This is a genomic window from Saccharothrix sp. 6-C, from assembly GCF_016695385.1.
Lineage (GTDB): Bacteria > Actinomycetota > Actinomycetes > Mycobacteriales > Pseudonocardiaceae > Actinosynnema > Actinosynnema texasense.
In genome coordinates, this window is sequence record NZ_CP064192.1 from 6,894,527 (window position 1) to 6,920,349 (window position 25,823).

Consider the following 25,823-nt stretch of genomic DNA (forward strand, 5'->3'; position numbering starts at 1 on the left):
CACCCGCGACGCCCCCGTCCGTCGCACGACGTCACGCGATCGCCTGGTCGGCGTTCGCACCCTGCGGGAAGTCGAAGTCCTCCCGGGCGGTGCTCACCGCGCCGAGCGCCGTTGCTCCGTTCAGTTGGTGGGCGGCACGTCGACCACGACGCGCGGAAATGGAGCCGCACCCCTCGCCACGTGCCCTTTTGCGGATCCCGGTGATCGTCGGCGAGCCGCCCGCGGCCACCCGGCTCCTCACCCGTGTGCGCGAGAACACCGCCGCGATGACGAACACCGCCGCGTGATCAGCTAGACTGAGTGGTGCACCGCCCGGTGGCGCCACTGAGTGCCCCAGGCCGCCAGAGTGGCCGGTGGTGCTTCCCAACCACTATCGGCGCGACCCGCGCGCCGGGCCCGTCCCCGCGATCGCGCCTGCTCAAGCAGAGCAATCCTCGAGACGTGCCGTGTCCCGGAGGTTTGTTTTGCCGACAATGTCCCAAGGCCGTTCCGAGCGCCCGCAGTTCCGCAAGCCCCGCAGTAACAGGCGCCCAGGCCAGGGCAACCGTCGTCCCGCTCCCGCCGCGGAGCTGGCGACCACCATCCCCGACCACGTCGAGAGCACCATGCCCGAGGGCCCGCTGCCCTCGTTCGCGGAGTTGGGCCTGTCCGACGAGCTGCTGCGCGCGCTCGAGCAGGCCGGCATCACCGAGCCGTTTCCGATCCAGGCCGCCACGCTGCCCGACGCCATGGCGGGTCGTGACCTGCTCGGTCGCGGCCAGACCGGCTCCGGCAAGACGTTGGCGTTCGGCCTGGCGCTGCTGTCCCGCCTGACCGGTGGTCGGGCCAAGCCGCTCAAGCCGCGCGCGCTCGTGCTGGTGCCCACCCGCGAGCTGGCGATGCAGGTCGAGGAAGCCCTCAACCCGTTCGCCCGATCGCTGGGCCTGTGGTGCCGCACGGTCGTCGGCGGCACGTCGTTCCCGCGTCAGGTCGACGCGCTGCGCCGCGGCGTCGACCTGCTGATCGCCACCCCCGGCCGGTTGTCCGACCACGTCCGGCAGGGCACGGCCGACCTGTCCGAGGTCATGTTCACCGCGTTGGACGAGGCCGACCAGATGGCGGACATGGGCTTCATGCCGCAGGTCCGGGCGATCCTCGACCTGACCCCGCAGGACGGCCAGCGCCTGCTGTTCTCCGCCACGCTCGACGGCGACGTGGACAAGCTGGTCCGCCAGTACCTGCACGACCCGGTGGTCCACTCGGTCTCGCCGCCCACGGGCAGCGTCACCACGATGGACCACCACCTGCTGTTCGTGTCCGCCGAGGACAAGCAGAACGTGGTCACCGAGGTCGCCGCGCGCGAGGGCCGCACGATCATGTTCGTGCGCACCAAGCACCACGTCGACCGGTTGGCCAAGAAGCTGCGGTCGATGGGCGTGCACGCGGGCGCGTTGCACGGCGGCAAGGCGCAGAGCGCGCGCACGCGCGTCCTGACCCAGTTCCGCGACGGCACCATGCCGGTGCTGATCGCCACCGACGTGGCGGCGCGCGGCATCCACGTGGACGACGTGAGCCTCGTGGTCCACGTCGACCCGCCGGCCGACCCGAAGGACTACCTGCACCGCGCCGGTCGCACGGCGCGCGCGGGCCAGTCCGGCACGGTCGTCACCCTGGTCACGCACGACCAGCGGCGCACCGTGCAGGGCCTGACCGCGCGGGCGGGCGTCCGCCCGACCTCGACCAAGGTCCGTCCCGGTGACGAGGAGCTGGTCCGCATCACGGGCGCTCGCGTGCCGAGCGGCATCCCCGTGGTCGAGCCCGAGGTCCCGGTCCGCGCCCGTCGCGGTGGCGGTGGCGGTCCTCGCCGCAGCGCCGGTGGCGCCGGCAACGGCGGCGGCTTCGGCGGCTTCCGCGGCGGCCGTTCCGAGCGCGACCGCGGTGGCAGCGCGGGTCGCCCGCGCCGGGTGGCGCAGCACTAGTCCGCCGATCTTCGACCACGGCACCTCGTCCTCCGGGCGGGGTGCCGTTGTCGTGCGCGGTCAGGTCATGAGGGTGTCGGCGCGGGCGGTGCGCATGTGCAGCACGTGCCGGCCCTCGCGGCGCGTGGTGACCAGCCGCGCGGCCCGCAGGACGCCGATGTGCTGCGACACCGCGCCCGCCGTGACACCCAGCGCCGCCGCCAGGTCCGTCGTGCTCCTCGGCGCGGCCAGCAACGTGAGCAGGTGGGCGCGGGTCCGGCCGATCAGGGCCGCCAGGTCGTGCGGCGTGCCCCGCTCCTCCCACAGCGTGCCGATGCCGCGCGCCGGGTAGCGCAGCACCCCCTGCCCCACGGGGTCGATCGCGATCCACGCCTTCGGCCAGCAGAACACGCTCGGGCACAGGACGAGACCGCGCTCGGCCAGGTCGACGCGGTGCTCGGGCTTGCGGTGCAGCACCAGTTCGCCGTCGGCCCACGTGACCTCCGGGTGCAGGTCCTGGAACACCGCCTCCACGCCCTTGTCGGCCAGGGTCGCCGCCCGGGCCGCGATGTCGGCTTCGAGCACGGCCGTGATGCGCGTCCAGTGCGGCGCGATGAGGAGGTCGTGGCAGCGCCGGATCACGTCGGCCTCCGGCTGGGCGACGTGGCGCAGCTCGGCGTCCAGGTCCGGCATCCGCACGTCCGGCACGGGCATCAGGTCGGCCGGTTTCGCCGGGCCCTCCAGCCGGGCCAGCAACGTGCCCAGGCCCGGGATGCCGTCGGCCCTCTCCCGCGCCCACCGCACCCACGGCAGGTGCACGGCGTGCGCGCCGGGTGTGCGGAGCCCGTCGACCGCCATCACGGTCTCGAACACCGGGGAGTAGGCGAACCTCACCTTGGCCAGCCCCACCCCGGCGAGCCGCACCCACACCGCCACGACGTCCCCGTTCCACTCGCCGCCATTGTCCCACCGGCGGCAGGGCCGGCCCTACCTCGCACTGCCGGGGCAGCACCAGTGATCTTCGTGGGGCGTCCGGCGACGCTGGTCCCCATGACGAAGACCTGGCACCGGCCCACCCTGTGGTTGGCCGTGGTGATGGCGGTGGGCGCACTGGGGTGCGCGGTCGCGGCGGTGCTCGACGGGCGGTTGTTGCAGGACGTGTCGTTGTGGGCCAAGCCGTTCAAGTTCACGCTGTCGTTGGCGGTCTACTCCGCGACGCTGTCGTGGCTGCTCTCCCTGCCCCACCGGGGGCGGAGGTGGACGTCCGGGTCGGCGACGGTGATCGCGGGGATCATGTTCCTGGAGGTCGGGTTGATCGCCCTGCAGGCGGGCCGGGGCACGTTCACCCACTACAACAGCTCCGACGACCCGTTGAACCGGTTCGTGCAGCTGACCTTCGGGACGTTGATCCCGGCGATGTTCCTGGCCAACGTGGTGCTGGCGCTCGTGCTGTCCTTCCAGCGCTTCGGCCGGCCGGACGTGCGGTGGGCCGTGCGCGGCGGGCTCTACCTGGCCATCCTCGGCATGGCCTCGGGTTACCTGATGGTGGGACCGCGCCGGCCCGTCACGGCGGTCGACGCGGCCGGCCGGGAGGTCGAGCTGGTCGGCGGGCACAGCGTGGGCGTGCCCGACGGCGGCGCCGGCATGCCGATCACGGGCTGGAGCACGACCGGCGGGGACCTGCGCGTGCCGCACTTCGTCGGGATGCACGGGCTCCAGGTGATGATCCTGTCGGCGCTCGGCCTGGCCGCGCTGGGCGTGGCCGAGCACGTCCGCACCCGGCTGGTCGCGGTGGCCGCCCTCGGGTACGCGGGGCTGTTCGCGGTGCTGGTCCGGCAGGCGTTGCAGGGCGAGCCGGTGACGCACCCCGGCGGCACGACCTGGGCAGCGCTCGGCGGGCTGGCGGTGGTCGTGGCCGCCGGGGCAGCACTGGCCCTCAGGCGCGGAACGGCAGCTCGTCCGCCAGCGCGGCGACCGGTCCCGCAACGATGATCGCGGGCGGGCGGATGCCGTGCTCGGCGATGTCCGGGGCCAGGGAAGCCAGCGTCGACCGCACGACCTTCTGCGTGCGGGTGCCGCCCTCCTGGATCACCGACACCGGGGTGTCACCCGGGCGGCCCGCCATGAGGGCCTCCGCGAACGCCGCCGCCCGCTCCACCCCCATGAGGATCACGACCGTGCCGCGCAGCCGCGCCAACGCCGGCCAGTCGACCAGCGACCGCTCGTCGTCCGGCGCGACGTGCCCGGACACGACCACCACCTCGTGCGCGACACCCCGGTGCGTCACCGGCACGTCCGCCAGCGCCGGCACGCCGAACGCGCTGGTCACGCCGGGCACGACGGTGACCGGCACGCCCGCCTCGGCGCACGCGATCAGCTCCTCGAAGCCCCGGCCGAACACGTACGGGTCACCGCCCTTGAGGCGGACCACGAACCGGCCCGCCTTGGCGTGCTCGACCAGCGTGGTGTTGATGAAGTCCTGCGTCGCCGCGCGGCCGTACGGGATCTTCGCCGCGTCCACCACCTCGACGTGCGGCGGCAGCTCGTCCAGCAGCTCGCGCGGCGCGAGCCGGTCGGCCACCACGACGTCCGCCCTGGCCAGCAGCCTGCGCCCGCGCACGGTGATCAGGTCGGGGTCGCCGGGGCCGCCGCCGACCAGCGCCACGCCCGCCGGCTGGTCGTGGTGGTCGGCCAGGGAACCGTCGCGCAACGCCGAGAGCAGGCCGTCGCGCACCCCGGCGGACCGGCGGTGCTCCCCGCCCGCGAGGACGCCGACCAGCAGGCCGTCGTGCTCGCCGACCGCCGGCGTCACCGCGGTGCCCTTCACGGCCACGTCGGCGCGCACGCAGAACACGCGGCGCTCCTCGGCGTCCGCCGTGATCCGCGCGTTCACCTCGGGCGACGACGTGCACGCCAGCACGTACCAGGCGCCGTCGAGGTCGCCGTCGGCGTACTCGCGGGCGTGCCAGACCGCCTCGCCGCCGTCGACGAGGCCCTGGACGGCCGGGGTCACCTCGGGTGAGATCACCTCCACCCGCGCGCCCGCCGCGACCAGCCTGGGCAGCCTGCGCTGCGCGACCGTGCCGCCGCCGACGACGACGACCCGCCGGCCGGTCAGGTCCAGGCCCACGAGGTAGTGCTGTTCACCGTGCATGGGTAGAAGCATCCACACCGGACATGTCATGTCCAACCCGAGTGCTTCACATCATGGGAACGCGGGCGGGCGGCGTCCGGAACGTCACGCCGAACGGGCCCGCGACCGGGAGTGCACCCGGCCGCGGGCCCGTCGCGGGGTGGTTACAGCTGCGCGGTGATCGTCGAGTAGTACGAGGCGATCCGCGCGTACACGCCGGGGTAGCCGGCGAGCGCGCAGCCGCGGCCGAACGAGGTGGCGCCGATCAGCTTGCCACCCGCGACCAGCGGGCCGCCCGAGTCACCCTGGCACGTGTCGGTGCCGCCGTTCGGGTAACCGGCGCACACCATGGCGGTCGCGCTGTAGTTGGAGTAGGCCGTGCGGCAGGTCGCGTCGGACGTCACCGGCACGGTCGCGCCGAGCAGGTACCGCGAGGCCGAACCGCCGGAGGACGTGGTGCCCCAGCCGTAGATCCGGGCGCTCGTGCCCGCCGCGTACAGCGCCGTGTCGGACGGGGTGGCCAGCGGCAGGTAGGTCGAGCTGATGCTGGTGCCCAGGGTCAGCACCGCGACGTCGTAGCCCGAGCTCGCGGTCCGGTAGCTGGGGTGGACCCAGATCGAGCTGACCGTGGCCACCGTGCCCGCCGTGCTCTGCTTGTCGTCGCGGCCGTGCACCACGCGGGTGCTCGACGCGCTCCGGCCGCTGACGCAGTGCGCGGCCGTGACGACCTTGTTCGCCTTGACGAGCGTGCCGCCGCAGAACTGGCCGCCGGTGCTGGTGGCCAGGTACACCACCCACGGGTAGGTGCTGGTGGACACGCGGGAGCCGCCGACGATGAACGGCGACACGCCGGTGTCCGAGGACGTCTCGGCCGAGGCGGGCGCGACGGTCATGACACCGATCGCGGCCACCGCCGTGGCCAGGACGGTGAGCAGGCGACGCAGGGTTTTCGCCATGTCGATCCTTCCGGTGCAGGGGCGCCCGGGTGCGGGCGCTCCCTCCAGCTAGGACCAAGACGACGAAAGCGACAACCGCCTTTAGACGGCTCGTCACCACTTCACAGTTGACGAGTGACGCCTGTCACGCGGATGACATCGGCGCGAATCGGCCCGGCAACCTCCGGTCCGGCGCCCGCCTCGACGAACGCCACCGCCGCGCCGTCCTCGGCCAGCCGCACCGCGCCGTCCGCCACCACCCTCGTGCCCGGCCGCAGCAGGTGCCGCACCTGCGCCACGCACTCGGCGCTGCCCACCACGACCGACGCCCGCCGCAGCTCGGCCTCGGCGCGCGGCGTCCGCTCGTCCGCGTCACCCGGACCCAGCCCCACCAGCGCCAACCGGCCGCGCGGCAGCACCCGCGCGGCGGCGACCGTCACCCCGGCGCCCTTCACCTTCTCGGCCGCGATCTCCACCCGGCCGCCGCCGGAGAGCTCCATCGCGCCGCGCAACGCCGCCGCCTCGGCCACACTCGGGATGCCGATGGCCAGCTCCGCCGGGTTCGGCACCGGGATCACCGCCAGCTCCTCGCCCGGGTAGGCCAGCAGCGGCACGGTGGTCGAGTCGTGCCAGAAGCCCCAGTCCTCCAACGCGTCCGCGATGCCCTGCTCGGCGACCTTGCGGTCCAGCGTGGCGAACGCCCGGATGGCGCGCAGGTCCAGCCCGCGCCTCTCCGCGAGCTGCGCCAACGCCGCCGACACGGCCGCCGCCGACACGCCCGTGCCCGACCCGACGCCCACGACGAGCGTGCGCGGCACCACCCGCACCACGTGGTCCTCGGCGGGGCCCTTGGGCACGCGGTCGTCCACCAGCACGCTCCACTCCGCCCCGCCGTGCGACGCCCGCTCTCCGCGGGCGACGACGACGTTGTCCGGCAGCGCCGGCAGCGGGAAGCCGAGCGGGTTGGCCAGCAGCACGGGCTCGCCCAGCCGGACCGCCTCGCCGCACGCGGCCAGGTCGCCCTCCACCGTGGCGTCCAGCAGCTCCACCAGCTCGTCCAGCGGCGAACCCGCCGACGCCGACGTGGTCACGGCCTGCACGCCGAGCACGTCGGCGACCCGTTCGGCCACGGCGTCCGCGCCGCCGAGCAGCGACACGGCGAACCCGCCGTCCACGCACACCACGCCCGGGTCGGCCCGCTCGTCGCGCAGCAACGGCGCGACCAGCCGCACGGTCGCCTCCGTGCCGAGGAAGAACACCGCCGAACCCAGCCGGGGCCACAGGGCGCGCAGCGCGGGCCCGACCGGGCCGTCCGGCACCACCGCGTCCGGCCCGAGGAACCCGGCCAGCTCCACCGCGGCCCGCCGCCCGCGCTCGCCGGCGGCGAACACACCGATCACGCCTTCTTCACTCCCCACAGCACGGTCACCGGGTCGGTGGCCGACAACGTCCCGCCGGTCAGGCGGGCGGCGGACACCTGGCTGCCCTCGACCTCGTACCCGGCCTCCAGCAACGCGTCCCGGGCGGGCAGCACGCGGTCCAGGTCGGGGGTCGCCACCACGACCCGCCGGGCGCCGGAGCGCACGCACCGCCGCACCACGTCCGCGCCACCACCGCCGACGAACACCGCGTCCGGCCGGGGCAGCTCCCCCGCCTCGCCCAGCTCGGCCTCGACCACGCGCACGTCCACGCCGTGCGCGGAGGCGTTGGCGATGATCCGCACGCACTGCACCGGGTCGCGTTCCACGGCGACGACGGCCGCGCCGAGCCGGGCGCACTCGACGCCGATCGCGCCGGGGCCCGCGCCGACGTCCCACACCAGCACGCCGGGGCGCGGGGCGAGCCGGGCCAGCACCAGCGCCCGCACCTCGGCGACGGCGATCATGCCGTCGCGTTGCGCGAAGTCGCCGTCCGGCAGCGCCCAGCCCTCGCCGGCGGGCGCGAAGCCCTGCTCGGCCAGGCACAGGATCGCGCCGGGCTCGGACCACCGGCGCGCGACCGCGTCCGCAGGGTCCACAGTGGACATTCCGGCGGCCGATCCGACCACCAGGGAGCGCCGCCACCCGGCCAGCCCGCGGGCCAGCTCCGCCGGGTCGGCGCCGGCCACGACGACGGCGGGCTTGGCCCGGCACACGTTCAGCGCGTGCCGGACGCCCAGCGCCCCGGCGTCCACGACGGTCACGTCGTCCCAGGAACGACCGGCGTCCTCGACGAAGCGGTGCAGCGCGACGACGTCCACGTCAGTTCACGCGCTTGTTCTTCTTGGTCCGCGTGCCGGACGGCTTGCGCGGCGTCGTGCTCGCCTGCACGGTGGTCGGCTTGCGCTTCGCGGCGGCGGCCACCACCGGCTTGGGCTTCGGCTTGGCGTCCTGCTCCGCCGACGCCTCCACCGACGTCCCCGTCGACGCCGTGGCCGGCACGTCGACGACCAGTTCCAGCAGCGGCTCGCCGACCGGCTCGGGCTTCGGCCTCGCGGGCGCGGAACGCTTGGTGCGCGCGGTCTCCTGCCAGTCGTGCACCGCCGACCACGCCGCCGCCGACGCCGAGTCGCCGGTCGACTTCACCACCGGCCGGTTCGCCCGCGCGGCCCACTTCGACGCCCGCGGCCTGCGCACCGGCTCGTCGCCCTCGACCACCGGGACGCGGCGGCGCGGCGCGGGCTGCGCGAGCACCCTGCCGACCAGGAACAGCGTGGTGCGGTAGAGCTTGTGCTCCTTGACGCACGCCTCCAGCTCGCCCACCGTCGTCTGCGCGACCGTCTCGTCGGGCAGGGAAACCTTGTACGCCACCACGACCGGCGTGTCGTCGGCGTAGCCGCCCGCGCGCAGCCGCTCCACCAGCAGGCCGGCCCGGGACCCGGACGCGGAGATCGCCATCGTGGTGCCGTGCGCGGCGAACTCCTCGACGTGCTCGGCGGTGTCGGGTCCGACCAGCAGCAACGACTGCGCCACGTCCGACGTGGTCAGCTCGCGGCCGACGGACGCCGCCGCCGCCGACACCTGGGACACGCCCGGCACGACGTCAGTGGTCAAGCCCAGCCGCTGGCACGCGTCCTGCTGGTCGCGCAGACCGCCCCACAGCGACGGGTCGCCCGCGTGCAGCCGCACCACCTTCAGCCTGCCCGCCGACGCGCGCCGGTACACCTCGACCACCTCGGCGTCGGTGACGCGGGAGAAGTCGACCAGCTCGGCGTCGGCGCGGGCGTGCTCGCGCACGCACTCCACCTCGATCACGCTGGGGGCCCACAGCACGACGTCGGCCTCGGCTATCCGCTTCGCGCCGCGCACGGTGATGAGATCGGCGGCGCCGGGACCGGCGCCCACGAAGGAGACCCGACCAGTCATCACAACTGCTCCCCACGACGTGTTCGGCTTGGTGGGCAAGGACCGTACCGCGCGAGCACGATCCACTAACGAGTGGCCTCGAAGCGCACGGACTCGTTCGCGCAGGCCCGCACGAAGCGGGTCACGGCCTCCGGCGCGGACGCCGGGTGGGTGTGCAGGTACGACGCGTGCACCCGGCCGAGCACGAATCCCTCGGCCACCGGGCGCAGGTCGTGGCCGCGCCACTGCCAGGCCGGTTTCGCGCCGTGCGGCACGCTCAGCGCGGTGCGGTGGAACTCGTGGCCGGTGATCCGCGCGCCCGCCCGGGACAGCACGGAGTCCTGCGGCGCGACGGCGTCGCGGTAGCCCAGCGTGAGCCGGGACGTCATCGAGCCGTCCGCGTCGATCACGCCGCACATCGGCGCGCCGTCCAACGAGTTCGCCAAATACAGCAGGCCGCCGCACTCGGCGTGCACCGGCGCGCCGCCGCGGGCCAGGGCGGCGACGGCCTCGCGCAGCTTCCCGTTGGCCGACAGCTCGGCGGCGTGCTGCTCGGGGAAACCGCCGGGCAGCACCAGGCCGGCCGTGCCCTCGGGCAGCGCCTCGTCGCGCAGCGGGTCGACCACGACGACGTCCGCGCCGGCCGCGGCGAGCAGCTCGACCTGCTCGGCGTAGCCGAACGTGAACGCCGCACCGCCCGCGACCGCGACCGTCGGCGTGCCCTCGACCCGCTCGACCTCCGCGTGCGGGTCCCACGTCGGCACGGCCAGGGCGGGCACCTCGGCGGCGAGCCGCCGCACCGCCTCCAGGTCGACGTGCCGCGCGACGGCGTCGGCGATGGCGCCCACGGCGGCGGTGGCGGCCGGGCCGTGCTCGGCGGCGGTGACCAGGCCGAGGTGGCGCGACGGCAGCGCGAACTGGTCGTCGCGCGGCAGCACGCCGAGCACCTCCAGGCCGACCTCGGCGCACGCGCCGCGCAGCACCTGCTCGTGCCGGGCGGAGCCGACCTGGTTGAGCACCACGCCGCCGAGCCGCACGGTCGGGTCGTAGCCCCGGAACCCGTGCAGCAGGGCGGCGAGGCTGCGGCTCTGGCCGCGCGCGTCGACCACGAACAGCACCGGCGCGGACAGCAGCTTGGCGACGTGCGCGGTGGACCCGATGCCCTCGGTGTCCACCCGCCCGTCGAACAGGCCCATCACGCCTTCCACCACGGCCAGGTCGCAGCCCTTCGCGCCGTGCGCGAACAGCGACGCCACCCGGTGCTCGCCCACCATGACCGGGTCGAGGTTGCGGCCCGGCCTGCCGGTGGCCACCGAGTGGTAGCCGGGGTCGATGTAGTCCGGGCCGACCTTGAACGGCGCGACCTTGTCGCCCGCGCGGCGCAGCGCCGCCATCAGGCCGGTGGCCACGGTGGTCTTGCCGCTGCCCGACGCGGGCGCGGCGACCACCAGCCGGTTCACCACTCGATCCCCTTCTGGCCCTTCTGCCCCGCGTCCATCGGGTGCTTGACCTTGGTCATCTCCACCACCAGGTCGGCGGCGGCGACCAGCTTGTCGGGCGCGTGCCGGCCCGTGATGACGACGTGCTGGTGGCCGGGCCGGGCGGCCAGGGCGTCGACCACCTCGTCCACGTCGATCCAGCCCCAGTGCATCGGGTAGGTGAACTCGTCGAGCACGTACAGGCCGTGCTGCCCGGCGGCCAGCCGGCGGGAGATCTCCTGCCAGCCCTCGCGCGCGGCGGCGGCGTGGTCGTCCTCGGTGCCCTGCTTGCGGGTCCAGGACCAGCCCTCGCCCATCTTGTGCCACTCGACGGGGCCGCCCTCGCCGGTCTGCTCGTGCAGGCGGCCGAGCGCGCGGAACGCCGACTCCTCGCCGACCTTCCACTTGGCCGACTTCACGAACTGGAAGACGCCGATGGACCAGCCCTGGTTCCACCCGCGCAGCGCGAGGCCGAAGGCGGCCGTCGACTTGCCCTTCATCTCGCCGGTGTGCAGCACGACCAGGGGGCGGTTGCGGCGCTGGCGGGTGCTGAGGCCGTCGTCCGGGACGACGGACGGTTGTCCTTGAGGCACTTTCGACGCTCCTAAGCGGCTCGGGCGGCGCGCACGACGCCCGCCACCTGGTCTGCGGACAGTTCTTCCAGGCGCACGCACGCCGCGGCCAGCGCGCCCGCCACCCGGGCCGCCAGCCCGAGCCGGACCGGGCCGTGCTCGCAGTCCACGACGACCGACGCCACCCGGTCGGCCGCCAGCAGGCCGGCCGCGCGCAGGGCGTCGCGCATCGGGTCGCCGCCGGCGCCGGTCGCCGTCGCGCGGCCGTCGGTCAGCAGCACCAGCAGCGGTCGGCGGCGCGGGTCGCGGACGCGTTCGGCGTCCAGCACGCGGCGGGCGCGCAGCAGGCCGTCGGCCAACGGGGTCCGGCCGCCGGTGCGCAGGGCGCGCAGCCGGGCCGCCGCCGCGTCCACCGAGTTCGTCGGCGGCAGGGCGACCTGGGCCTCCCGGCCGCGGAAGGTCACCACGCCGACCTTGTCCCGCCGCTGGTAGGCGTCGCGGAGCAGGGAGATCACCGCGCCGGTGACCGCCGACATCCGCTGCCGGGCCGCCATCGAGCCGGACGCGTCGACCACGAACAGCACGAGGTTGCCTTCCTTGCCCTCGCGCACGGAGAGCCGCAGGTCCGCGCCCCGCAGCCGCAGGCCGGGGCCGCTGCGACCCCGGGCGGCCTGGTGCGGCGCGGCGGCGGCGAGCGTGCCGAGGAGGTGCAGGCCGGAACCGTCCACTGTGGACGGGCGGACCACGCGACCGGTGCGGGCACGGGCGCGTGACCGCTTGCCCGGCGCGCCTTCGCCGACGCCCGGCACCTGGAGCAGCCGGGCGCGGAACGCGGGCGCCGGGGTGTGGGAGCGGTCGGCCGAGCCGTTGCCTTGACCGTCCGAAGTGGACTCCGGAGGGGTCGCGGGCAGCTCCGAGCCGGACCCGTCGCCCGGACCACCGGGGTCGGTCGGCGGGCCGTCCGGGTCGGTGTCGGGATCGGTTCCGGGGTCGTCGGGGTCGGTTCCGGGGCCGTCTGGGTCGGGCTCGGGTTCCCGAGCGGCTTCCGCGCCCTGCCGGAGGGCGTCGTCGAGCTGCTCCTCCTCCAGCCCCGGCTCGTCGAACGGGTCACGGCGCTTGCGGTGCGGCAGCGCCAGCCGCACGGCGGCCTCGACATCCTCCTCGGCGACCTCCGCGGCGCCGCGCCAGGCGGCGTGCGCGGTCGCGGTGCGGGCCACCACGAGGTCCGCGCGCATCCCGTCCACCTCGAAGGCGGCGCAGATCCCGGAGATGCGGCGCAGTTCCGCGTCCGGCAGGACCACGTCACCGAGCCGGTCGCGGGCGGCGACGATCCGCCGGGCCAGCTCCCGGTCGGCCTCGGCCCAGCGGGCGGCGAACCCCTCGGGGTCGGCCTCGTAGGCCAACCGCCGCCGCACGACCTCGGTCCGGGTCGGCACGTCCCGCGAGGCGCGGACCGCGACCGTGAGGCCGAAGCGGTCCAGCAGCTGCGGGCGGAGCTCGCCCTCCTCCGGGTTCATGGTGCCCACCAGCAGGAACGACGCGGCGTGCGACACGGACACGCCTTCGCGCTCGACGTGCGCGCGACCCATGGCGGCGGCGTCGAGCAGCAGGTCGACGAGGTGGTCGTGCAGGAGGTTCACCTCGTCCACGTACAGCACGCCCCGGTGCGCCGCGGCCAGCAGACCGGGCTGGTAGGCGCGGACGCCCTCGGTCAACGCGCGCTCCAGGTCGAGCGAGCCGATCAGTCGGTCCTCGGTCGCGCCGACCGGCAGCTCGACCAGCCGGGCCGGTCGCCGTTCCACGCCGGGGCCGTGGTCGTCGCTGCGGTCGTGGTCGTGGCTGCGGCTGCGGTCGTCGCCACGGTCGTGCGGTCCGTCCGGGCAGTCGGTCGGTGTCGCCGGGTCGCAGCCGAAGCGGCAGCCCGGCACCACGTCCAGCTCGGGGAGCAGCGCGGCGAGGGCGCGGACCACGGTCGACTTCGCGGTCCCCTTCTCGCCTCGGACGAGCACCCCGCCGATACCGGGGTGCACGGCGTTGAGCAGCAGAGCCGTGCGGAGGTCGTCGTGGCCGACGACAGCGGAAAAGGGAAAACGCGCGCCCATGCGGCGGTGTCCTTCCTCGGGTGTCCACGCCCGTGTCCGGTCGATGAGTCGGGGGTCGAGTTCCTGACTCCCGGGCTCCTCGGTCCGGTCACAGTGGCGGGACCGTGCCGGATTCACACCGGCTTCCTCGCGCACCCCCTCAAGCCTGGGCATCGTCGCACTTCCCCCGGCGCGCTCCAAGCCCCGGGCGGGCGACCACGATCACATCGGAGATCCGGAGGGCGCCCGAAGCCGGAGCGGGAGGGTGCCGAAGCCGTCGCCGGAGGCCGGCGGAGCCGGCTCCCGGACCGGCCGCCGGTCAACTCCCGGCGCCAGGTCGCCCGTCAGCACGCCCCGGGCGAGCGAGATCACGCCGGCGCGCACCCGCGCCACGTCCAGGCCGCACCGGTCGATCAGGTGGCGCAGGGTGTCGGCGCGCACCTGCGCGAGCAGGGCGTGCGCCAGGTACTCGGCGTCCGCTCCGGGCTTGACCCGGGAGATCAACGCGACGAGGCGTCGGTGCGTGAGCGTGGCGTCCGCGTCGCACGCGATGCTGCGCGTGGACACCCGCTCGAAGGCGCTCACCAGGGGCAGCGCGGCGACCACGTGGTCGAACAGGGTCGCCACGAACGTGATCACCCGCTCGTCCGGCGGCACGTCGCCGGCGACCAACAGCTCCTCCGCCCGCGCCCGCCACGACTCGGAGGTCTCGTCCACGACCGCCCGCACGAGCCCGTCGCGGTCGCCGAAGCGGCGGAACACCGTGCCCTTGCCCACGCCCGCGGCGGTCGCCACGTCGTCCATCGAGAAGCCGTCCGGGCCGCGCTCGGCGATCAGGCGCGCGGCGGTGGCCAGGATCGCGGCGCGGTTGCGCTCGGCGTCCCTCCGCATCGTGGACCTCCTCGACGGGTGCTTGACAAAAGCGGACCGACAGTCCGTATGGTAGCCGACAGGAAGCGGACCGCTGGTCCGCTTGATGTGCGGGAGGCGTTGTGCGAGCGGTGCGGTTCCACGAGTTCGGCCCGGCGGACGTGCTCGGCGTCGAGGAGGTGCCGGACCCGGTCGCCGGGCCGGGCCAGGTCCTGGTCCGGGTCACGGCGATCGGCGTGAACTACGGCGAGACGATCATCCGGTCGGGCACGGGCTCGCGCGTGGTGCCCTGGTACGACCTCGAACCCGGCGCGCTCGGCGGCGAGGTGGTCGGCGTGAGCCCCGACGGCAGGCGGCTGATCGGCTTCGCCCTCGGCGAGGGCTACGCCGAGCTGGCCCTGCTGCCCGAGGACGCGACCGAGGTGCCGGACGGCGTGTCCGACCACGAGGCGCTGGCTCTGTTCCTGCAAGGCACGACTGCGGTGGCCGCCGCGGACGCGGTCCGGCTCACCGCGGGCGAACGGGTGCTGGTCGAGGCGGCGGCGGGCGGTGTCGGCAGCCTGCTCGTGCAGGTCGCGGCACGGGCGGGCGCGACGGTCGTGGCCGCCGCGCGGGGCGAGCGGAAGCTGGCGCTGGCCCGCGAGCTCGGCGCCCACGAGCTCGTGGACTACGGCGAACCGGACTGGCCGACCGGGGTCGAGCCGGTCGACGTGGTGTTCTCCTCGGTCGGCGGCGCGGTGGCGCGGCAGTCGTTCGAGCTGCTGCGCGACCGGGTCGGCAGGCTGGCCGTGTTCGGCTTCGCCAGCGGCGAGCCGCTGGACGTGACCGCGTCCGACGTGTTCCGCAAGGGCGTCGCGGTGCTCGGGTTCGGCAACCCCATGACCCCCGACACGGTGCGGCGGGCGTTCACCTCGGGCCTGCGCCCGGTGCTGGGCGAAGCGCTACCGCTGGCCGACGCCGCCCGCGCGCACGAACTGCTGGAGAGCCGGGCGACCACCGGCAAGGTCGTGCTGGTCCCCTAGCTCGACCTGCACGCTCAACGGCGCGCGGAACGACAGCAGGCCCAGCATCGGCGGCGGTTCCGCCGAGGCCAGGCGCAGCGCCGGGAAGCGCCGCGCGGTCTCCCGCAGCACGACCTCCGCCTCCAGCCTGGCCAGCCCGGCGCCGAGGCAGAAGTGCCTGCCGAAGCCGAACGCGAGGTGCTTGCGGGCCTCGGGCCTGGCCGGGCAGAAGCGCTCGGGCTCCGCGAAGACGTCCGGGTCGGAGCCGCTGCCCGCGAGCATGAGCAGCAGCGGCTCCCCCGCCGGCACGTCCACCCCGGCGAGGGTGACCGGCTCGGCCGTGATCCGCCGCCAGGTGCTCACCGGCGGATCACGGCGCAGCACCTCCTCCACGCACGCGGCGGCCACGCCGGGCTCGGACAGCCGGGACCACAGGCCGTCCTCCCGCAGGACCGCGTGCAAGGCCGCGCACAACAGCTGGGTCGTCGTCTCCTGGCCAGCGATCAGCAGGAAGTAGCAGAGCCCGGCCGCGTCCCGGACCGGCACGCCCTGCGCCCGCAACGCGCCGAACAGGTCGTCGCCCTCCGGGTCGGCGGCCTTGATCCGGGAGGTCAGCCACTGGTGGAACGCGGCGGCGGAACGGGCCAGCTCGTGCTGCCGCTCCACCGCGACGTCACCCCAGAACAGCTCCAACGACGCCGTGCTCCACGCCTTGAGCGCCTCGACGTCCACGTCCCGGATGCCCATGGCCTCCAGGAGCACGATCGCGGGGAGGTCGCGGGCCAACGCCGGGTGCAGGTCGACCCGACCGCCGACCCCGTCCGGTCGGTCGAAGCCGTCGAGGCGGTCCGGTCGGTCGAGGCGGTCCGGTCGGTGGAAGCGGTGGAGGCGGTCGAGGCGGTCCGCGGTCAGCTCCGCGATCCGCGGCCCCAGGGCGGCGACCCGGGCCGGGGTGAGGAACCGGGACACCAGTCGGCGCAGGGCGGCGTGCGTGTCGGTGCCGTTGTTGGCCAGCGTCGGCGGCAGCGAGAACCCGGCGCGGGCCAGCACCCGCAGCACCGGTCCCGGGATCGGGGTGACCGCGGTCAACGCGTTGTCCGGGCGGAAGCGGCGCGGGTCGGCCAGCACCGCGCGCACGTCGTCGTAGCGGCTGACCAGCCACATCCCGGTGCGCTCGTCGCGGTGGACCGGCGCGTTCTCCCGCAACGAGCGCAGGTCGGCAGGCTCCGGCTGGAAGAGGTCCACGCCGGCACCGTAGCCGTCGGATGCGACACTGCCGGCGTGAGCGTGCGCACAGGTGACTCGGTGTTCGACTGGATCGACACGCGTGCCGAGGCCCGCGCGAAAGCCGGTCTCGCCCGCCGGGTCCGGCCGCGGCCGGCGGACTCGACGGACCTCGACCTGGCCTCGAACGACTACCTCGGCCTGGCCCGCGACAAGCGGGTCACCGGCGCCGCGGCGGCGGCCACGCTGCGCTGGGGCGCGGGCTCCACCGGGTCGCGGCTGGTCACCGGCTCGACCGAGCTGCACACCGAACTGGAGTACGAGCTCGCGAACTTCTGCGGCGCGCAGTCCGCGCTGGTGTTCTCCTCGGGCTACGCGGCGAACCTGGGCGCGCTGACCGCGCTGTCCGGTCCCGGCACCGCGATCGTCGCCGACCAGCACATCCACGCCTCCCTGATCGACGGCACCCGGTTGTCCAAAGCGGACGTCGTGGTCGCCGGGCACTGCGACGTCGCACAGGTCACGCACGCCCTCGCCACGCGCGGCAAGCGGCGGGCGCTGGTGGTGACCGACTCGGTGTTCTCCGTCGACGGCGACCTCGCGCCGCTGGCCGGCCTGGCCGCCGCCTGCCGCGAGCACGACGCGGCGCTGATCGTGGACGACGCGCACGGCCTCGGCGTGGTCGGCGACGGCGGACGTGGCGCGGTGCACGCGGCTGGCCTGGCCAAGGCCCCCGACGTGGTGACCACGGTGACGTTGTCCAAGTCGCTCGGCGCGCAGGGCGGCGCGGTCCTCGGGCCGAGCCGGGTGATCAAGCACCTCGTCGACACCGCGCGCACGTTCATCTTCGACACCGGCCTCGCACCGGCCAGCGCGGCGGCGTCACTGGCCGCGCTGAAGGTGCTGCGGGACGAGCCGGAACGACCGGCGCGGGCGTTGGAAGTGGCCCAGGACCTGGCGTTCCGGCTGAAGGAGGCGGGGCTGCGGGTCAGCACGCCGACCGCGGCCGTCGTGTCCGTGCAGGCGCCGTCGCCGGAAGCGGCGTTCGGCTGGGCCGAGGCGTGCCGCGCGCAGGGCGTCGTCGTCGGCTGCTTCCGGCCGCCGTCGGTGCCCGACCAGATCTCCCGGCTCCGCCTGACCGCGCGCGCCGACCTGTCCGAGGGCGAGATCGAGCGCGCCGTGCGGGTGATCACGGAGACCGGCGCATCCGCAGGTGCGGTATCCCGTCCTCGATGAACTCCGCGCCCTGCGGCCGGAAGCCGAACGACGCGTAGAAGTCGGCCACGTAGGTCTGCGCGTCCAGCACGCACTCCACCTGGCCGACCTCGGCCAGCACCGCCTCCATCAGCCGACGGCTGTAGCCGCGACCGCGGGCGGCACGGGCCGTGCAGACCCGGCCGACGCGGAACGTGCCGCCGGGCTCCTCCAGCAGCCGCAGGTAGGCCTGCGGCCCGGACGAGTCGTCGGCCTCCAGCCAGAAGTGGCGGGTGCCCGGTTCGAGGTCGCGGCCGTCCAGGTCCGGGTAGACGCAGTTCTGCTCCACCACGAAGACGTCGGAGCGCAGCTTGAGCACGGCGTAGAGCTGGTCGGGGGTCAGGTCGGCCGACCACTGCCGGCGCAGCGTCGCCGGGTACGGGTGTGAGCGCACCTCACCGTGGTACCACAGGCCCTGGTCGGGTCGGTGCGCCTGGGGTGGGTCCGGGCGGGGTCGGGCCAGGTCGAGCGGTGTCCGGGCGGGGTCGGGGCGTCAGAGCTGCCCCTGGTAGCGGCTCAGGCGCGTGTAGACGCCGGGCTGGCCCGGTCGGGCGCAGCCTCGGCCGTAGGACACCAGGCCCACCAGTTCGCCCGCCACCGTGAGCGGCCCGCCGGAGTCGCCCTCGCAGGCGTCCTTGCCGCCCTCCGGGTAGCCGGCGCACAACATCACGCCCGGCCGGTAGTCGGGCACCTCGGCGGCGCACTCGGCGTCCGCGCGGATCGGCACGTCGACCTCCCGCAGCCGGCGGCTCGGCGCGCTCAGCTCGGCGGTCCGGCCCCAGCCGTAGACCGTGGCCCGGCCCGGCGCGGCGTCCGCGATCCGGATCGGCCGGTACGGCAGCGGCGTCGCGAGGGTGAGGGTGGCCACGTCGTCACCCGCGGACACCCCGGTGAACGCGGGGTGGCGCCAGATCGCGACGACCCGCACCGCGCGGCCCTCGGCGGTGTCGAGGTCGGCCCGGCCGGCCACCGCGGTCAGGTCGGCGGGCCGCCGGTCGCGGACGCCGAGCGCGGTGCGCGAGACCGTGCAGTGCGCGGCGGTGACCACCTTGTCCGGCGCGATCAGCGCGCCGCCGCAGAAGAAGGCGCCGCCGTCGAACAGCGCCACCGCCCACGGCGTCGCGGGCGCGTCCCGGCCGCCGACGATCGCGTCCGCGGGCAGCGCGGACAGGATCAGGACGAGCACGGCGAAGACCGGCGCGCTGATGCGCATGGAGCACCTCTCTACGTCAAGTGGTCGAACGGGCACCGACGGTAGCGGAACGGTCGAAGGGCCGGGATTCGGGTATGAGATCCGGAAAATCTGTTGTTAGAGTGCGTTGGTGCCGGAGATTCAACGGCCAGTGAGGCAGATCACGGTGATCTGTCCGGAACATGAGGGAGGTTTCCATGCACCTGGACTTCACCCAGCTGCCGGCGTTCCTGATCGCCTGCGCGGTGGTCGTGCTGACCCCCGGCGTGGACGCCTTCCTGCTGTTGCGCACGTCGATGAGGTCCGGCACGCGGGCCGGGCTGCTGGCGTTGGCCGGCATCCACACCGCGGCCTTCGCGCAGGTCGGGTTGGTGATCTCGGGCGTGGGCGTGGTGATCGCCCGCTACCCGGCCGTGCTGACGGGGCTGCGCTGGATCGGCGCGGCGTACCTGCTCTACCTGGCCGTGACGATCACCCGAGGCCTGCTGCGGCGCTCCGGTGGCGAGGTGGCGGAGGTCGCGACGCCCCGACCGTTCCGGCAGGGCTTCCTGACCAACATCACCAACCCGAAGATGCTGCTGTTCTCGCTGGCGTTCCTGCCGCAGTTCATCGGCACCGGCGACCCGACGTGGCAGCTCGGGATGCTCGCCGCCGTGTTCCTCGGGCTGGCGGCGCTGTGGGAGCTGACGATCGTGGTGGCGGCGGCGCGGGTGGCCGGCTCGTTGCGACGGCCCGGCGTGACGACGGCGCTGGACGCGGTGTGCGCGGCGGTGTTCCTCACGATGTCGGTCGGACTGGTGCTCTGACCGGGTTCGCGGTTCGGGCGAGGCCGGCGTGCGGACCCCGCGAGGGCCCGCACGCCGCCGGTCAGGCCGCCAGCTGCTCCTCGATCACCTCGGCGTAGGCCGCGATCTTGCTGTAGACGCCCGGCTTGCCCTCCCGGGCACAACCTTCACCCCAAGAGGTGACACCGATCAGCTTGCCGCCGGCCACGAACGGCCCGCCCGAGTCGCCCTGGCAGGTGTCGACGCCGCCGTTGTCGTAGCCGGCGCACGTCATCTCGTCCGGGTCGTACTGGGGGTAGGCGGCGCCGCAGTACTCGTCGCTCGTCACCGGCACGGTCGCGCTCAGCAGGTACCGCGACGCCGAGCCCTGCTCGCTGGTCCGACCCCAACCCAGCACCAAGCCGCTCGTCCCCGCCTCGTACAACACGTCGTCGGAGGCGTGCGCCAGCGGGAGGGGCGTGTAGTCGACCGGCGAGCGCAACGTCAGCACGGCGACGTCCGAACCCTGGTCCGCGGACACGTAGTCCGGGTGGACCCAGATCGAGTCGAGCCGGGCGACCACGCCCTCACCGCTCTTGCGGTCCTCGCGCCCGAGCACGACGCGCGTGTTGCGGGGCGTCCGGGTGGTCGCGCAGTGGGCGGCGGTGACCACCTTGGTCGGCGCGACCAAGGTGCCGCCGCAGAACTGGTTGCCGGCGGCGTCGGTCACGTACACCACCCACGGGTGGTCCGCGATCGACGCCCGGTCACCACCCACCACGCGCTCGTCCACGTCCGCCGTGGCAGTGCCCGCGAAAGCCATCAACATCGTCATCAACAACGCGACGAGCCGCATCGGCCCCTCCTCCTGATCACTGATCAAAGGCATCAGGAGGAGGTTAGCCAGAATGGCCGCCACCGCTGGGCCAAGCGGACTAGTCCGCTCCGGTGAACTTGCTGCGCACCTTGCCCGCCGCGCCCGCCAGCACGTCGCCGACCTCGTTGAACACCTTCATCAGCGGGTCATCCGACTCGGCCGCCGACTCCTTGTAGGACCGGGCCGCCGCCTTGATGTCCTCGGTGAACGAGCTCGTCGGCCGGTCGTCCTCGCGCCGCTGGTAAGTGCCGGTCAGGATGGCGCGGTACTCCTCGCCCGCCGCCCACTTCTGCAGCTCCGCGGCGCGGACCACGGCCATCGGGTGCGTCAGGGGCCACGTGCGGATCAGCTTCAGCACGCTGTCGCGCACGTCCTCGACCTGCTCGTACTCCTTGGCCTGCCGGAGGAACTCGGCCGTGTCGACCTGCGTCAGGTCCATGCCGCCCGCCATCGCCACGTGCACGCGCAGCGCGGCGGCCGGGTCCTGCCCGCACAGCAGACCCGCGCGGTCGCAGGACAGCTCGGTCTTGCGGTACCACTCGCGCAGCGCGGCGATGATCGCGGTGATCGCCCAGTAGCCGCCGGGCATCCAGCCGAGACCGTGCTGCAACTGCATCAGCCGTTGCAGGATCGTCTGGTACAGCGCGTGCCCGGACAGCACGTGCCCCATCTCGTGCCCGATGGCGAACCGCAGCCCCTCGGTGTCCAGCAGCTCGATCAGGCCCGTGGTCAGCACCATGAACGGCTTGTCGATGCCCAGCGTCATGGCGTTGGGCACCGGGTCGCGCTTGACGAACAGCTCCGGCACCGGGTCGACGTCCAGCGTCGCCGCCACTTCCAGCCGGAGCCGGTCCAGCTCCGGGTACTGCTTCGGGCCGACCCTGATGCTCGACGCCAGGTAGCCCAACCTCTCACCGCGTTCCGTGAACGCGCCCGCCACCGCCTGCAACACCGGGCCGATACCCGGCACCGCCCGCAAGACCGCCAACGCCCCCCGGTCGACCGGGTGCTCGTACGCCCGCGGACTGATGCCGGGGAACCGCACACGCGCGCTCGACCGTTCGATCTCCTCGCTGCTCATGGTCCCCACAGTGCCACGGCCCACGCCCCGCCTCTCCCCGATCGGACGAATCGGCGTGCACACTGACCCGGTGAACGCAGACGTGCTCGGCGCCGACTACGAGACCCGCGTGCTGCCCCTCGGCGGCGGTGACACGACCGCGACCCTGGTCCGCCGGCGCGCGCAGCCGGCCATCCGCGGCGCGGTGCTGTACGTGCACGGCTTCGCGGACTACTTCTTCCAGCGGCACGTCGCCGAGCACTTCACCGCGCGCGGCTTCGACTTCTACGCCATCGACCTGCGCGCGTACGGGCGGTCGCTGCGGCCGGGCCAGGTGGCGAACTACGTGACCGACCTGGCGGAGCACTTCGAGGAGATCGACGCGGCGGCGCGGGTGATCCGCGAGGAGGACGGCCACCGGCACCTGGTGGTGATGGGCCATTCGACCGGTGGGCTCATCACGAGCCTGTGGGCGCACGAGCGGCGTTCGGACGACGTGCTGGACGCGTTGGTGCTCAACAGCCCCTGGCTGGACCTGGCCGAGCCGTGGCTGGTGCGGACGGTCGGGACGGCGTTGATCCGGGGTGTCGGCCGGATCGCGCCGAAGCTGGTGCTCAAGCCCGGCCTGGGGCCGGTGTACGGCGAGAGCATCCACCGCGACCACCACGGGGAGTGGGACTTCGACACCACGTGGAAGCCGATCGAGGCGTTCCCGGTGCACGCGGGGTGGTTGCGCGCGATCCGCCGCGGTCACGCCCAACTGCACCGGGGGTTGGACGTGACGGTGCCGGTGCTGGTGCTGCGGTCCGGGCGCAGCCACCTCAACGCGAAGCGGTGGACGCCCGAGGCGATGACGGCGGACACCGTGCTGGACGTGGAGCACATGCGGACGTGGGGGCCGAAGATCGGTCGGCAGGTGCGGATCGTGCCGGTGGAGGGCGGTATGCACGACCTGTTCCTGTCCGCCGAGTCGGTGCGGTTGAGGGCGTTGGCGGAGGTGGACGAGTTCCTGGACGAGATCTGACGGCGGTGGGGTGGGGGATCCAGAAGATCGAAAGAAAGAGCGAAAGAGTCCTCGCCGGACGGGCAGATCAGCAGGATGACGGGGGCTGGGTGGTGATGCGCCGGGTCCGTGGTGAGTCGGGGTTCGTGTCATCCCACCGACCTCCCTACGGGCTACCACACGTATCAAGGGGGCGGCCCTCGGTGAATGCCGCGGGCAGAGGTGAACCGGCCCCCTTGACACGCGCGGTAGGGCGGAGCCAGGTCGGCGGGATGACACGAAGCCCTTCCATGGGAAGGGAGGTGTGGTGGGTGTGTCAGCGGGGATGGGGCTGGCGGAGGTGGTGGATGGCGAGCCTGGCGGTGGTGCCGATGACGGCGTCGGCCGGCGGCAGGGTGAAGGCGGTGCTCGCGCTGCGGGTGAAGATCGCTACGGCGTAGCGGCCGCCGTCCGGGTACTCGACTACGCCGATCTCGTTGCGGGTGGTCGGGAGGGTGCCCGTCTTGCCGGCTACGCGGACGTCGTCGAACGGGAAACCGGAGGCCAGGCGGTGTGGCCAGACCTGGCGGGCCATGATGTGGCGAATCGGGGCGCAGTCGTCGTGCTGCCAGATGTGCCGCAGCAGGGTGGTGAGGTCGCGTGCCGTGCCCCGGTTGGTCTGGTCCGGGTCCAGGGCGCGCAGTCGTGACAGGACGACGGGGTCGGTGAGGGCGGCCGGTGGTTCGGCGGGGGCGGCGTCCTCGGCCATGGTGCGCATGAAGTCGCGGGCCCGGTGGACGACGAGGGTGCGGGTCAGGCCCAGGTCGTGGAGGGTGTGGTTGATCTCGTCCAGGCCGATCAGGTCGACCAGGGCGTCCGCGGCGGCGTTGTCGGAGACGGTGACGGCCAGGTAGGCCAGGTCGCGCAACGACATCGTGACCGGGTCGAGCATGCCGCCGATGCCGGTGGGGCCGGTGCTCCGGTCGTGGCCGAGGGTGATGCGGCGGGTCAGGTCGTGGGCGCTGTGGTGGAGGGCGACGAGCAGCGGGACTTTGAAGACGCTGGCCAGGACCACGGGGACGTCCGCGCCGACGGACAGTTGGCGGTCGGGGTGGTCGAGGTCGATGACGTGCAGCGTGCCGGTGACGCCGGCGTCGGCGAAGGCGGCGCGCACCCGGGCGGCGGTCATGACAGGTACTCCGCGGCCGGGCGGGGGTAGCGGGGCAGGGTGCCCTCGGCGTGGCGCATCCCCTGTGCGGTCAGGACTTCCGTGACGGCGTCGGCGAAAGCGGTGATGGCCGGGGTGTGGCGGCCAAGGGGCCAGGCGGCCGAGGTCCGCCACAGGATCGGGTTGCCGCGCAGCGGCCGCCAGACGGCGTCCGGCGGTGGTGCGACGCCGTCGTGCAGGGCGACCGCGCCGCCGGCCAGGACGAGTCCCAGCGCGAACTCCGGGTTGCCCGCCTGGTGGACGTCCGCGGGTGTGTAGCCGTGCCGGGCGCACGTGGTCAGCACCTCGTCGTGCAACGCGGGCGCGGTGGTGCGGGGGAAGAGCACCAGGGCCAGGCCGTTCAGCTCGGCCAAGCGGACGTCCGGGGCGGCGGTCAGGGCGTGGCCGCGGGGCAAGAGGACACCGAGCGGGCTGGTCAGCACCGGGCCGAGGCTCAACCAGGAAACGTCGAACGGGAAGCGCAGCACGCCCACGTCGAGGCTGCGGTCGGCCAGGGCGCGCAGCTGCTCGGCGGTGCCGATCTCCCGCAGCTTCAGCTCCACCGGGCTCCGGTGGCGGAACGCCGGGAGGAGCGCGGCCACCGCCCGGCCGCCCAGGTCCGGCGGGACGCCCGCGCGCAGTGACCCGGCTACGCCGTGGCGGAAGCGCCCGGCGAGGGCGCGGAGCCGGTCCTCGCCGGCCAGCAGGTCGCGGGCTTCGGCGAGGAGCAGGCGGCCCGCGTCGGTGAGGGCGACGTGCCGGGCGTCGCGGTCGAAGAGGCGGACGCCGAGGTCGCGTTCGAGGCGCTGGATGCTCTGCGACAGCGGCGGCTGGGACATGTGCAGGCGGGTCGCGGCACGACCGAAGTGCAGTTCCTCGGCCACGGCCAGGAAGTACCGCAGGTGCCGCAGGAGGTCCACGAGCTGCGATGATAGTCGTTCGCATATCGCAGTCGTGGTGATATCGGACTTGGACAGGTGGGTCCGGTCGCTGGTGTCGTCGATGGCATGTGCGTGAGCAGACGACAGGTGTTGATCGGTTCGGCGGCCGTCGCGGTGGCGGGCGCGGGGTCGCCGGGGGTGGCGTTCGCGTCGGGGCGCAGCGGCGTGAGCCTGCGCTGGCTGGGAGTCGCCGGGTGGGAGTTGCTGGTCGACGGCCGGCGGGTGCTGATCGACCCGTACCTGAGCCGGCTGCCGGTGTTCGGCGCGGACGGTGAGTTCATCGCCGACCACCCGTTGGCGGTGCGGCGGGAGCTGGTCGACCGGCACCTCGGCGAGCGGCCCGAGCTGGTGCTGGCGACGCACGGGCACTACGACCACCTGTTGGAGATCCCGTACGTGGTGAAGAAGCACGGATCACGGGTGATCGGCACCGAGACCCACAGGCACCTGTTGACGGCGCAGGGAGTGCCCGGGGACGACGTGGTCGTGGCGTCCGGCGGGGAGCACCTGGACTTCCACGGCTTCACCGTCCAGGTGTTCCGGAGCCTGCACAGCCAGTTCGGCTCCTACGGGTACTTCGCGCCGGGCACCCTGACCGCGCCGCCGGAGGCGCCGGCCACGATCAGCGACCTGGTGGAAGGCGGCTCGCTGGGGTACCTGGTCACCGTGGGCGGCTTCTCGGTGCTGTTCCTGTCGGGCACGGCCAACTACGTCGAGCGGGAGATCGCGGGACTGCGGCCGGACGTCCTGGTGCTGGGCATGAGCGGCCACGCGAACGTCGTCGACTACACCGCGCGGGCGCTTCGGGCGACCCGGCCGAGGTTGCTGGTCCCCAGCCACCACGACGACATGGTGACCCAGTTGGACGATCCCGCCCTGCCGCCGCGCGGCAACCCCGCGGCGGCGGCCGAGTTGGCGGAGACGGCACGGCGGATCGGGCTCGCGGCACGGGTGCTCGACCCGGAGATCCTGCGCTGGTACGAGTTGTGACC

The 25,823-nt window shown here is 74.1% G+C and carries 25 protein-coding genes and 1 riboswitch; of the genes, 7 read left to right on the forward strand and 18 right to left on the reverse strand.

The features are described from left to right. Positions 1-31: 31 nt before the first annotated feature. The gene (locus tag IOD16_RS29220) at positions 32-229 is read right to left on the reverse strand and encodes a hypothetical protein (protein ID WP_201436912.1); all 198 of its coding nucleotides are present in this window, start codon (positions 227-229) and stop codon (positions 32-34) included. Positions 230-473: 244 nt separating this feature from the next. On the opposite strand from IOD16_RS29220, the gene IOD16_RS29225 reads away from it, so the two are divergent. Then, entirely contained in the window at positions 474-1,958 is a 1,485-nt protein-coding gene (locus IOD16_RS29225; protein WP_201436913.1) for a DEAD/DEAH box helicase, read from the forward strand. A gap of 60 nt (positions 1,959-2,018) precedes the next feature. On the opposite strand, the gene IOD16_RS29230 is transcribed toward IOD16_RS29225, so the two are convergent. Next, positions 2,019-2,873, reverse strand: a complete 855-nt coding sequence (locus tag IOD16_RS29230) for an ArsR/SmtB family transcription factor (protein WP_236594452.1) — start codon at positions 2,871-2,873, stop codon at positions 2,019-2,021. A 114-nt stretch (positions 2,874-2,987) separates the two neighbouring features. On the opposite strand from IOD16_RS29230, the gene IOD16_RS29235 reads away from it, so the two are divergent. Continuing rightward, complete coding sequence (locus tag IOD16_RS29235) at positions 2,988-3,929, forward strand: hypothetical protein (RefSeq protein ID WP_201436914.1); 942 nt, start codon at positions 2,988-2,990, stop codon at positions 3,927-3,929. Here the strand turns inward: IOD16_RS29235 and cobA are convergent. From cobA to IOD16_RS29280, 9 genes are all read right to left on the reverse strand, one after another. Beyond that, positions 3,874-5,091, reverse strand: coding sequence for a uroporphyrinogen-III C-methyltransferase (gene cobA, locus IOD16_RS29240; RefSeq protein ID WP_123746020.1), 1,218 nt, complete (start codon positions 5,089-5,091; stop codon positions 3,874-3,876). The two genes, IOD16_RS29235 and cobA, sit on opposite strands and share 56 nt — an antisense overlap. A 143-nt stretch (positions 5,092-5,234) precedes the next feature. After that, the gene (locus IOD16_RS29245; protein WP_123746019.1) at positions 5,235-6,026 is read right to left on the reverse strand and encodes a S1 family peptidase; all 792 of its coding nucleotides are present in this window, start codon (positions 6,024-6,026) and stop codon (positions 5,235-5,237) included. A gap of 101 nt (positions 6,027-6,127) precedes the next feature. After that, positions 6,128-7,405: a cobalamin biosynthesis protein gene (locus tag IOD16_RS29250; protein WP_201436915.1), complete on the reverse strand. Its 1,278-nt coding sequence runs from the start codon at positions 7,403-7,405 to the stop codon at positions 6,128-6,130. Then, positions 7,402-8,244: a bifunctional cobalt-precorrin-7 (C(5))-methyltransferase/cobalt-precorrin-6B (C(15))-methyltransferase gene (locus IOD16_RS29255; RefSeq protein WP_201436916.1), complete on the reverse strand. Its 843-nt coding sequence runs from the start codon at positions 8,242-8,244 to the stop codon at positions 7,402-7,404. Before IOD16_RS29255 ends, IOD16_RS29250 begins: the two co-directional genes overlap by 4 nt. Before the next feature lies 1 nt (position 8,245). Then, the gene (locus IOD16_RS29260) at positions 8,246-9,349 is read right to left on the reverse strand and encodes a cobalt-precorrin-4/precorrin-4 C(11)-methyltransferase (protein ID WP_201436917.1); all 1,104 of its coding nucleotides are present in this window, start codon (positions 9,347-9,349) and stop codon (positions 8,246-8,248) included. A gap of 65 nt (positions 9,350-9,414) precedes the next feature. Then, positions 9,415-10,788, reverse strand: coding sequence for a cobyrinate a,c-diamide synthase (locus tag IOD16_RS29265; RefSeq protein WP_201436918.1), 1,374 nt, complete (start codon positions 10,786-10,788; stop codon positions 9,415-9,417). Beyond that, entirely contained in the window at positions 10,785-11,399 is a 615-nt protein-coding gene (cobO, locus tag IOD16_RS29270; RefSeq protein ID WP_201436919.1) for a cob(I)yrinic acid a,c-diamide adenosyltransferase, read from the reverse strand. The genes IOD16_RS29265 and cobO overlap by 4 nt, the downstream gene beginning before the upstream one ends. Before the next feature lie 11 nt (positions 11,400-11,410). Beyond that, positions 11,411-13,480, reverse strand: coding sequence for a putative cobaltochelatase (locus IOD16_RS29275; RefSeq protein WP_201436920.1), 2,070 nt, complete (start codon positions 13,478-13,480; stop codon positions 11,411-11,413). A gap of 57 nt (positions 13,481-13,537) precedes the next feature. After that, positions 13,538-13,609, reverse strand: a riboswitch (cobalamin riboswitch). A 72-nt stretch (positions 13,610-13,681) separates the two neighbouring features. Beyond that, positions 13,682-14,350: a TetR/AcrR family transcriptional regulator gene (locus IOD16_RS29280; RefSeq protein WP_201436921.1), complete on the reverse strand. Its 669-nt coding sequence runs from the start codon at positions 14,348-14,350 to the stop codon at positions 13,682-13,684. Positions 14,351-14,451: 101 nt separating this feature from the next. Between IOD16_RS29280 and IOD16_RS29285 the strand changes: the two genes are divergently transcribed. Further along, the gene (locus tag IOD16_RS29285; RefSeq protein WP_201436922.1) at positions 14,452-15,351 is read left to right on the forward strand and encodes a quinone oxidoreductase family protein; all 900 of its coding nucleotides are present in this window, start codon (positions 14,452-14,454) and stop codon (positions 15,349-15,351) included. Here IOD16_RS29285 and IOD16_RS29290 read toward each other — a convergent pair. Beyond that, a complete protein-coding gene (locus tag IOD16_RS29290; protein ID WP_201436923.1) occupies positions 15,271-16,575 on the reverse strand; it encodes a cytochrome P450 in 1,305 nt (434 codons plus the stop codon). The two genes, IOD16_RS29285 and IOD16_RS29290, sit on opposite strands and share 81 nt — an antisense overlap. A gap of 36 nt (positions 16,576-16,611) precedes the next feature. Between IOD16_RS29290 and IOD16_RS29295 the strand changes: the two genes are divergently transcribed. Continuing rightward, positions 16,612-17,790, forward strand: coding sequence for an 8-amino-7-oxononanoate synthase (locus tag IOD16_RS29295; protein WP_236594453.1), 1,179 nt, complete (start codon positions 16,612-16,614; stop codon positions 17,788-17,790). Here the strand turns inward: IOD16_RS29295 and IOD16_RS29300 are convergent. Continuing rightward, the gene (locus tag IOD16_RS29300) at positions 17,744-18,202 is read right to left on the reverse strand and encodes a GNAT family N-acetyltransferase (protein ID WP_123746010.1); all 459 of its coding nucleotides are present in this window, start codon (positions 18,200-18,202) and stop codon (positions 17,744-17,746) included. The genes IOD16_RS29295 and IOD16_RS29300 overlap by 47 nt on opposite strands. 99 nt (positions 18,203-18,301) lie before the next feature. Continuing rightward, on the reverse strand, positions 18,302-19,021 hold the full coding sequence (locus IOD16_RS29305; protein WP_201436924.1) for a S1 family peptidase: 720 nt from the start codon (positions 19,019-19,021) through the stop codon (positions 18,302-18,304). Between the two features lie 176 nt (positions 19,022-19,197). On the opposite strand from IOD16_RS29305, the gene IOD16_RS29310 reads away from it, so the two are divergent. Next, on the forward strand, positions 19,198-19,806 hold the full coding sequence (locus IOD16_RS29310) for a LysE family translocator (protein WP_123746008.1): 609 nt from the start codon (positions 19,198-19,200) through the stop codon (positions 19,804-19,806). 61 nt (positions 19,807-19,867) lie between these two features. Here IOD16_RS29310 and IOD16_RS29315 read toward each other — a convergent pair whose 3' ends face one another. Together IOD16_RS29315 and IOD16_RS29320 are read right to left on the reverse strand one after the other, a co-directional pair. Further along, positions 19,868-20,653: a S1 family peptidase gene (locus IOD16_RS29315; RefSeq protein WP_236594454.1), complete on the reverse strand. Its 786-nt coding sequence runs from the start codon at positions 20,651-20,653 to the stop codon at positions 19,868-19,870. 46 nt (positions 20,654-20,699) lie between these two features. Further along, positions 20,700-21,722, reverse strand: a complete 1,023-nt coding sequence (locus tag IOD16_RS29320; protein WP_123746006.1) for a M48 family metallopeptidase — start codon at positions 21,720-21,722, stop codon at positions 20,700-20,702. A gap of 70 nt (positions 21,723-21,792) precedes the next feature. Between IOD16_RS29320 and IOD16_RS29325 the strand changes: the two genes are divergently transcribed. Continuing rightward, entirely contained in the window at positions 21,793-22,725 is a 933-nt protein-coding gene (locus IOD16_RS29325) for an alpha/beta hydrolase (protein WP_201436925.1), read from the forward strand. A gap of 295 nt (positions 22,726-23,020) precedes the next feature. Here the strand turns inward: IOD16_RS29325 and IOD16_RS29330 are convergent, their stop codons facing one another. Next, positions 23,021-23,872, reverse strand: coding sequence for a serine hydrolase (locus tag IOD16_RS29330; RefSeq protein ID WP_201436926.1), 852 nt, complete (start codon positions 23,870-23,872; stop codon positions 23,021-23,023). Then, positions 23,869-24,810 (reverse strand): LysR family transcriptional regulator, encoded by a 942-nt coding sequence (locus tag IOD16_RS29335; protein ID WP_201436927.1) that lies wholly within the window; start codon positions 24,808-24,810, stop codon positions 23,869-23,871. The genes IOD16_RS29330 and IOD16_RS29335 overlap by 4 nt, the downstream gene beginning before the upstream one ends. Positions 24,811-24,903: 93 nt before the next feature. Here IOD16_RS29335 and IOD16_RS29340 point away from each other — a divergent pair, with 93 nt between their 5' ends. Next, complete coding sequence (locus IOD16_RS29340) at positions 24,904-25,821, forward strand: MBL fold metallo-hydrolase (RefSeq protein WP_201436928.1); 918 nt, start codon at positions 24,904-24,906, stop codon at positions 25,819-25,821. The last annotated feature ends 2 nt before the right edge of the window (positions 25,822-25,823 follow it).

Coding starts and splice junctions, on each gene's coding strand:
- IOD16_RS29225 (WP_201436913.1), top strand. CDS start 474: ATGTCCCAAGGCCGTTCCGAGCGCCCGCAGTTCCGCAAGCCCCGCAGT.
- IOD16_RS29235 (WP_201436914.1), top strand. CDS start 2,988: ATGACGAAGACCTGGCACCGGCCCACCCTGTGGTTGGCCGTGGTGATG.
- cobA (WP_123746020.1), bottom strand. CDS start 5,091: ATGCACGGTGAACAGCACTACCTCGTGGGCCTGGACCTGACCGGCCGG.
- IOD16_RS29245 (WP_123746019.1), bottom strand. CDS start 6,026: ATGGCGAAAACCCTGCGTCGCCTGCTCACCGTCCTGGCCACGGCGGTG.
- IOD16_RS29260 (WP_201436917.1), bottom strand. CDS start 9,349: ATGACTGGTCGGGTCTCCTTCGTGGGCGCCGGTCCCGGCGCCGCCGAT.
- IOD16_RS29275 (WP_201436920.1), bottom strand. CDS start 13,480: ATGGGCGCGCGTTTTCCCTTTTCCGCTGTCGTCGGCCACGACGACCTC.
- IOD16_RS29280 (WP_201436921.1), bottom strand. CDS start 14,350: ATGCGGAGGGACGCCGAGCGCAACCGCGCCGCGATCCTGGCCACCGCC.
- IOD16_RS29305 (WP_201436924.1), bottom strand. CDS start 19,021: ATGCGCATCAGCGCGCCGGTCTTCGCCGTGCTCGTCCTGATCCTGTCC.
- IOD16_RS29310 (WP_123746008.1), top strand. CDS start 19,198: ATGCACCTGGACTTCACCCAGCTGCCGGCGTTCCTGATCGCCTGCGCG.
- IOD16_RS29315 (WP_236594454.1), bottom strand. CDS start 20,653: ATGCCTTTGATCAGTGATCAGGAGGAGGGGCCGATGCGGCTCGTCGCG.
- IOD16_RS29320 (WP_123746006.1), bottom strand. CDS start 21,722: ATGAGCAGCGAGGAGATCGAACGGTCGAGCGCGCGTGTGCGGTTCCCC.
- IOD16_RS29330 (WP_201436926.1), bottom strand. CDS start 23,872: ATGACCGCCGCCCGGGTGCGCGCCGCCTTCGCCGACGCCGGCGTCACC.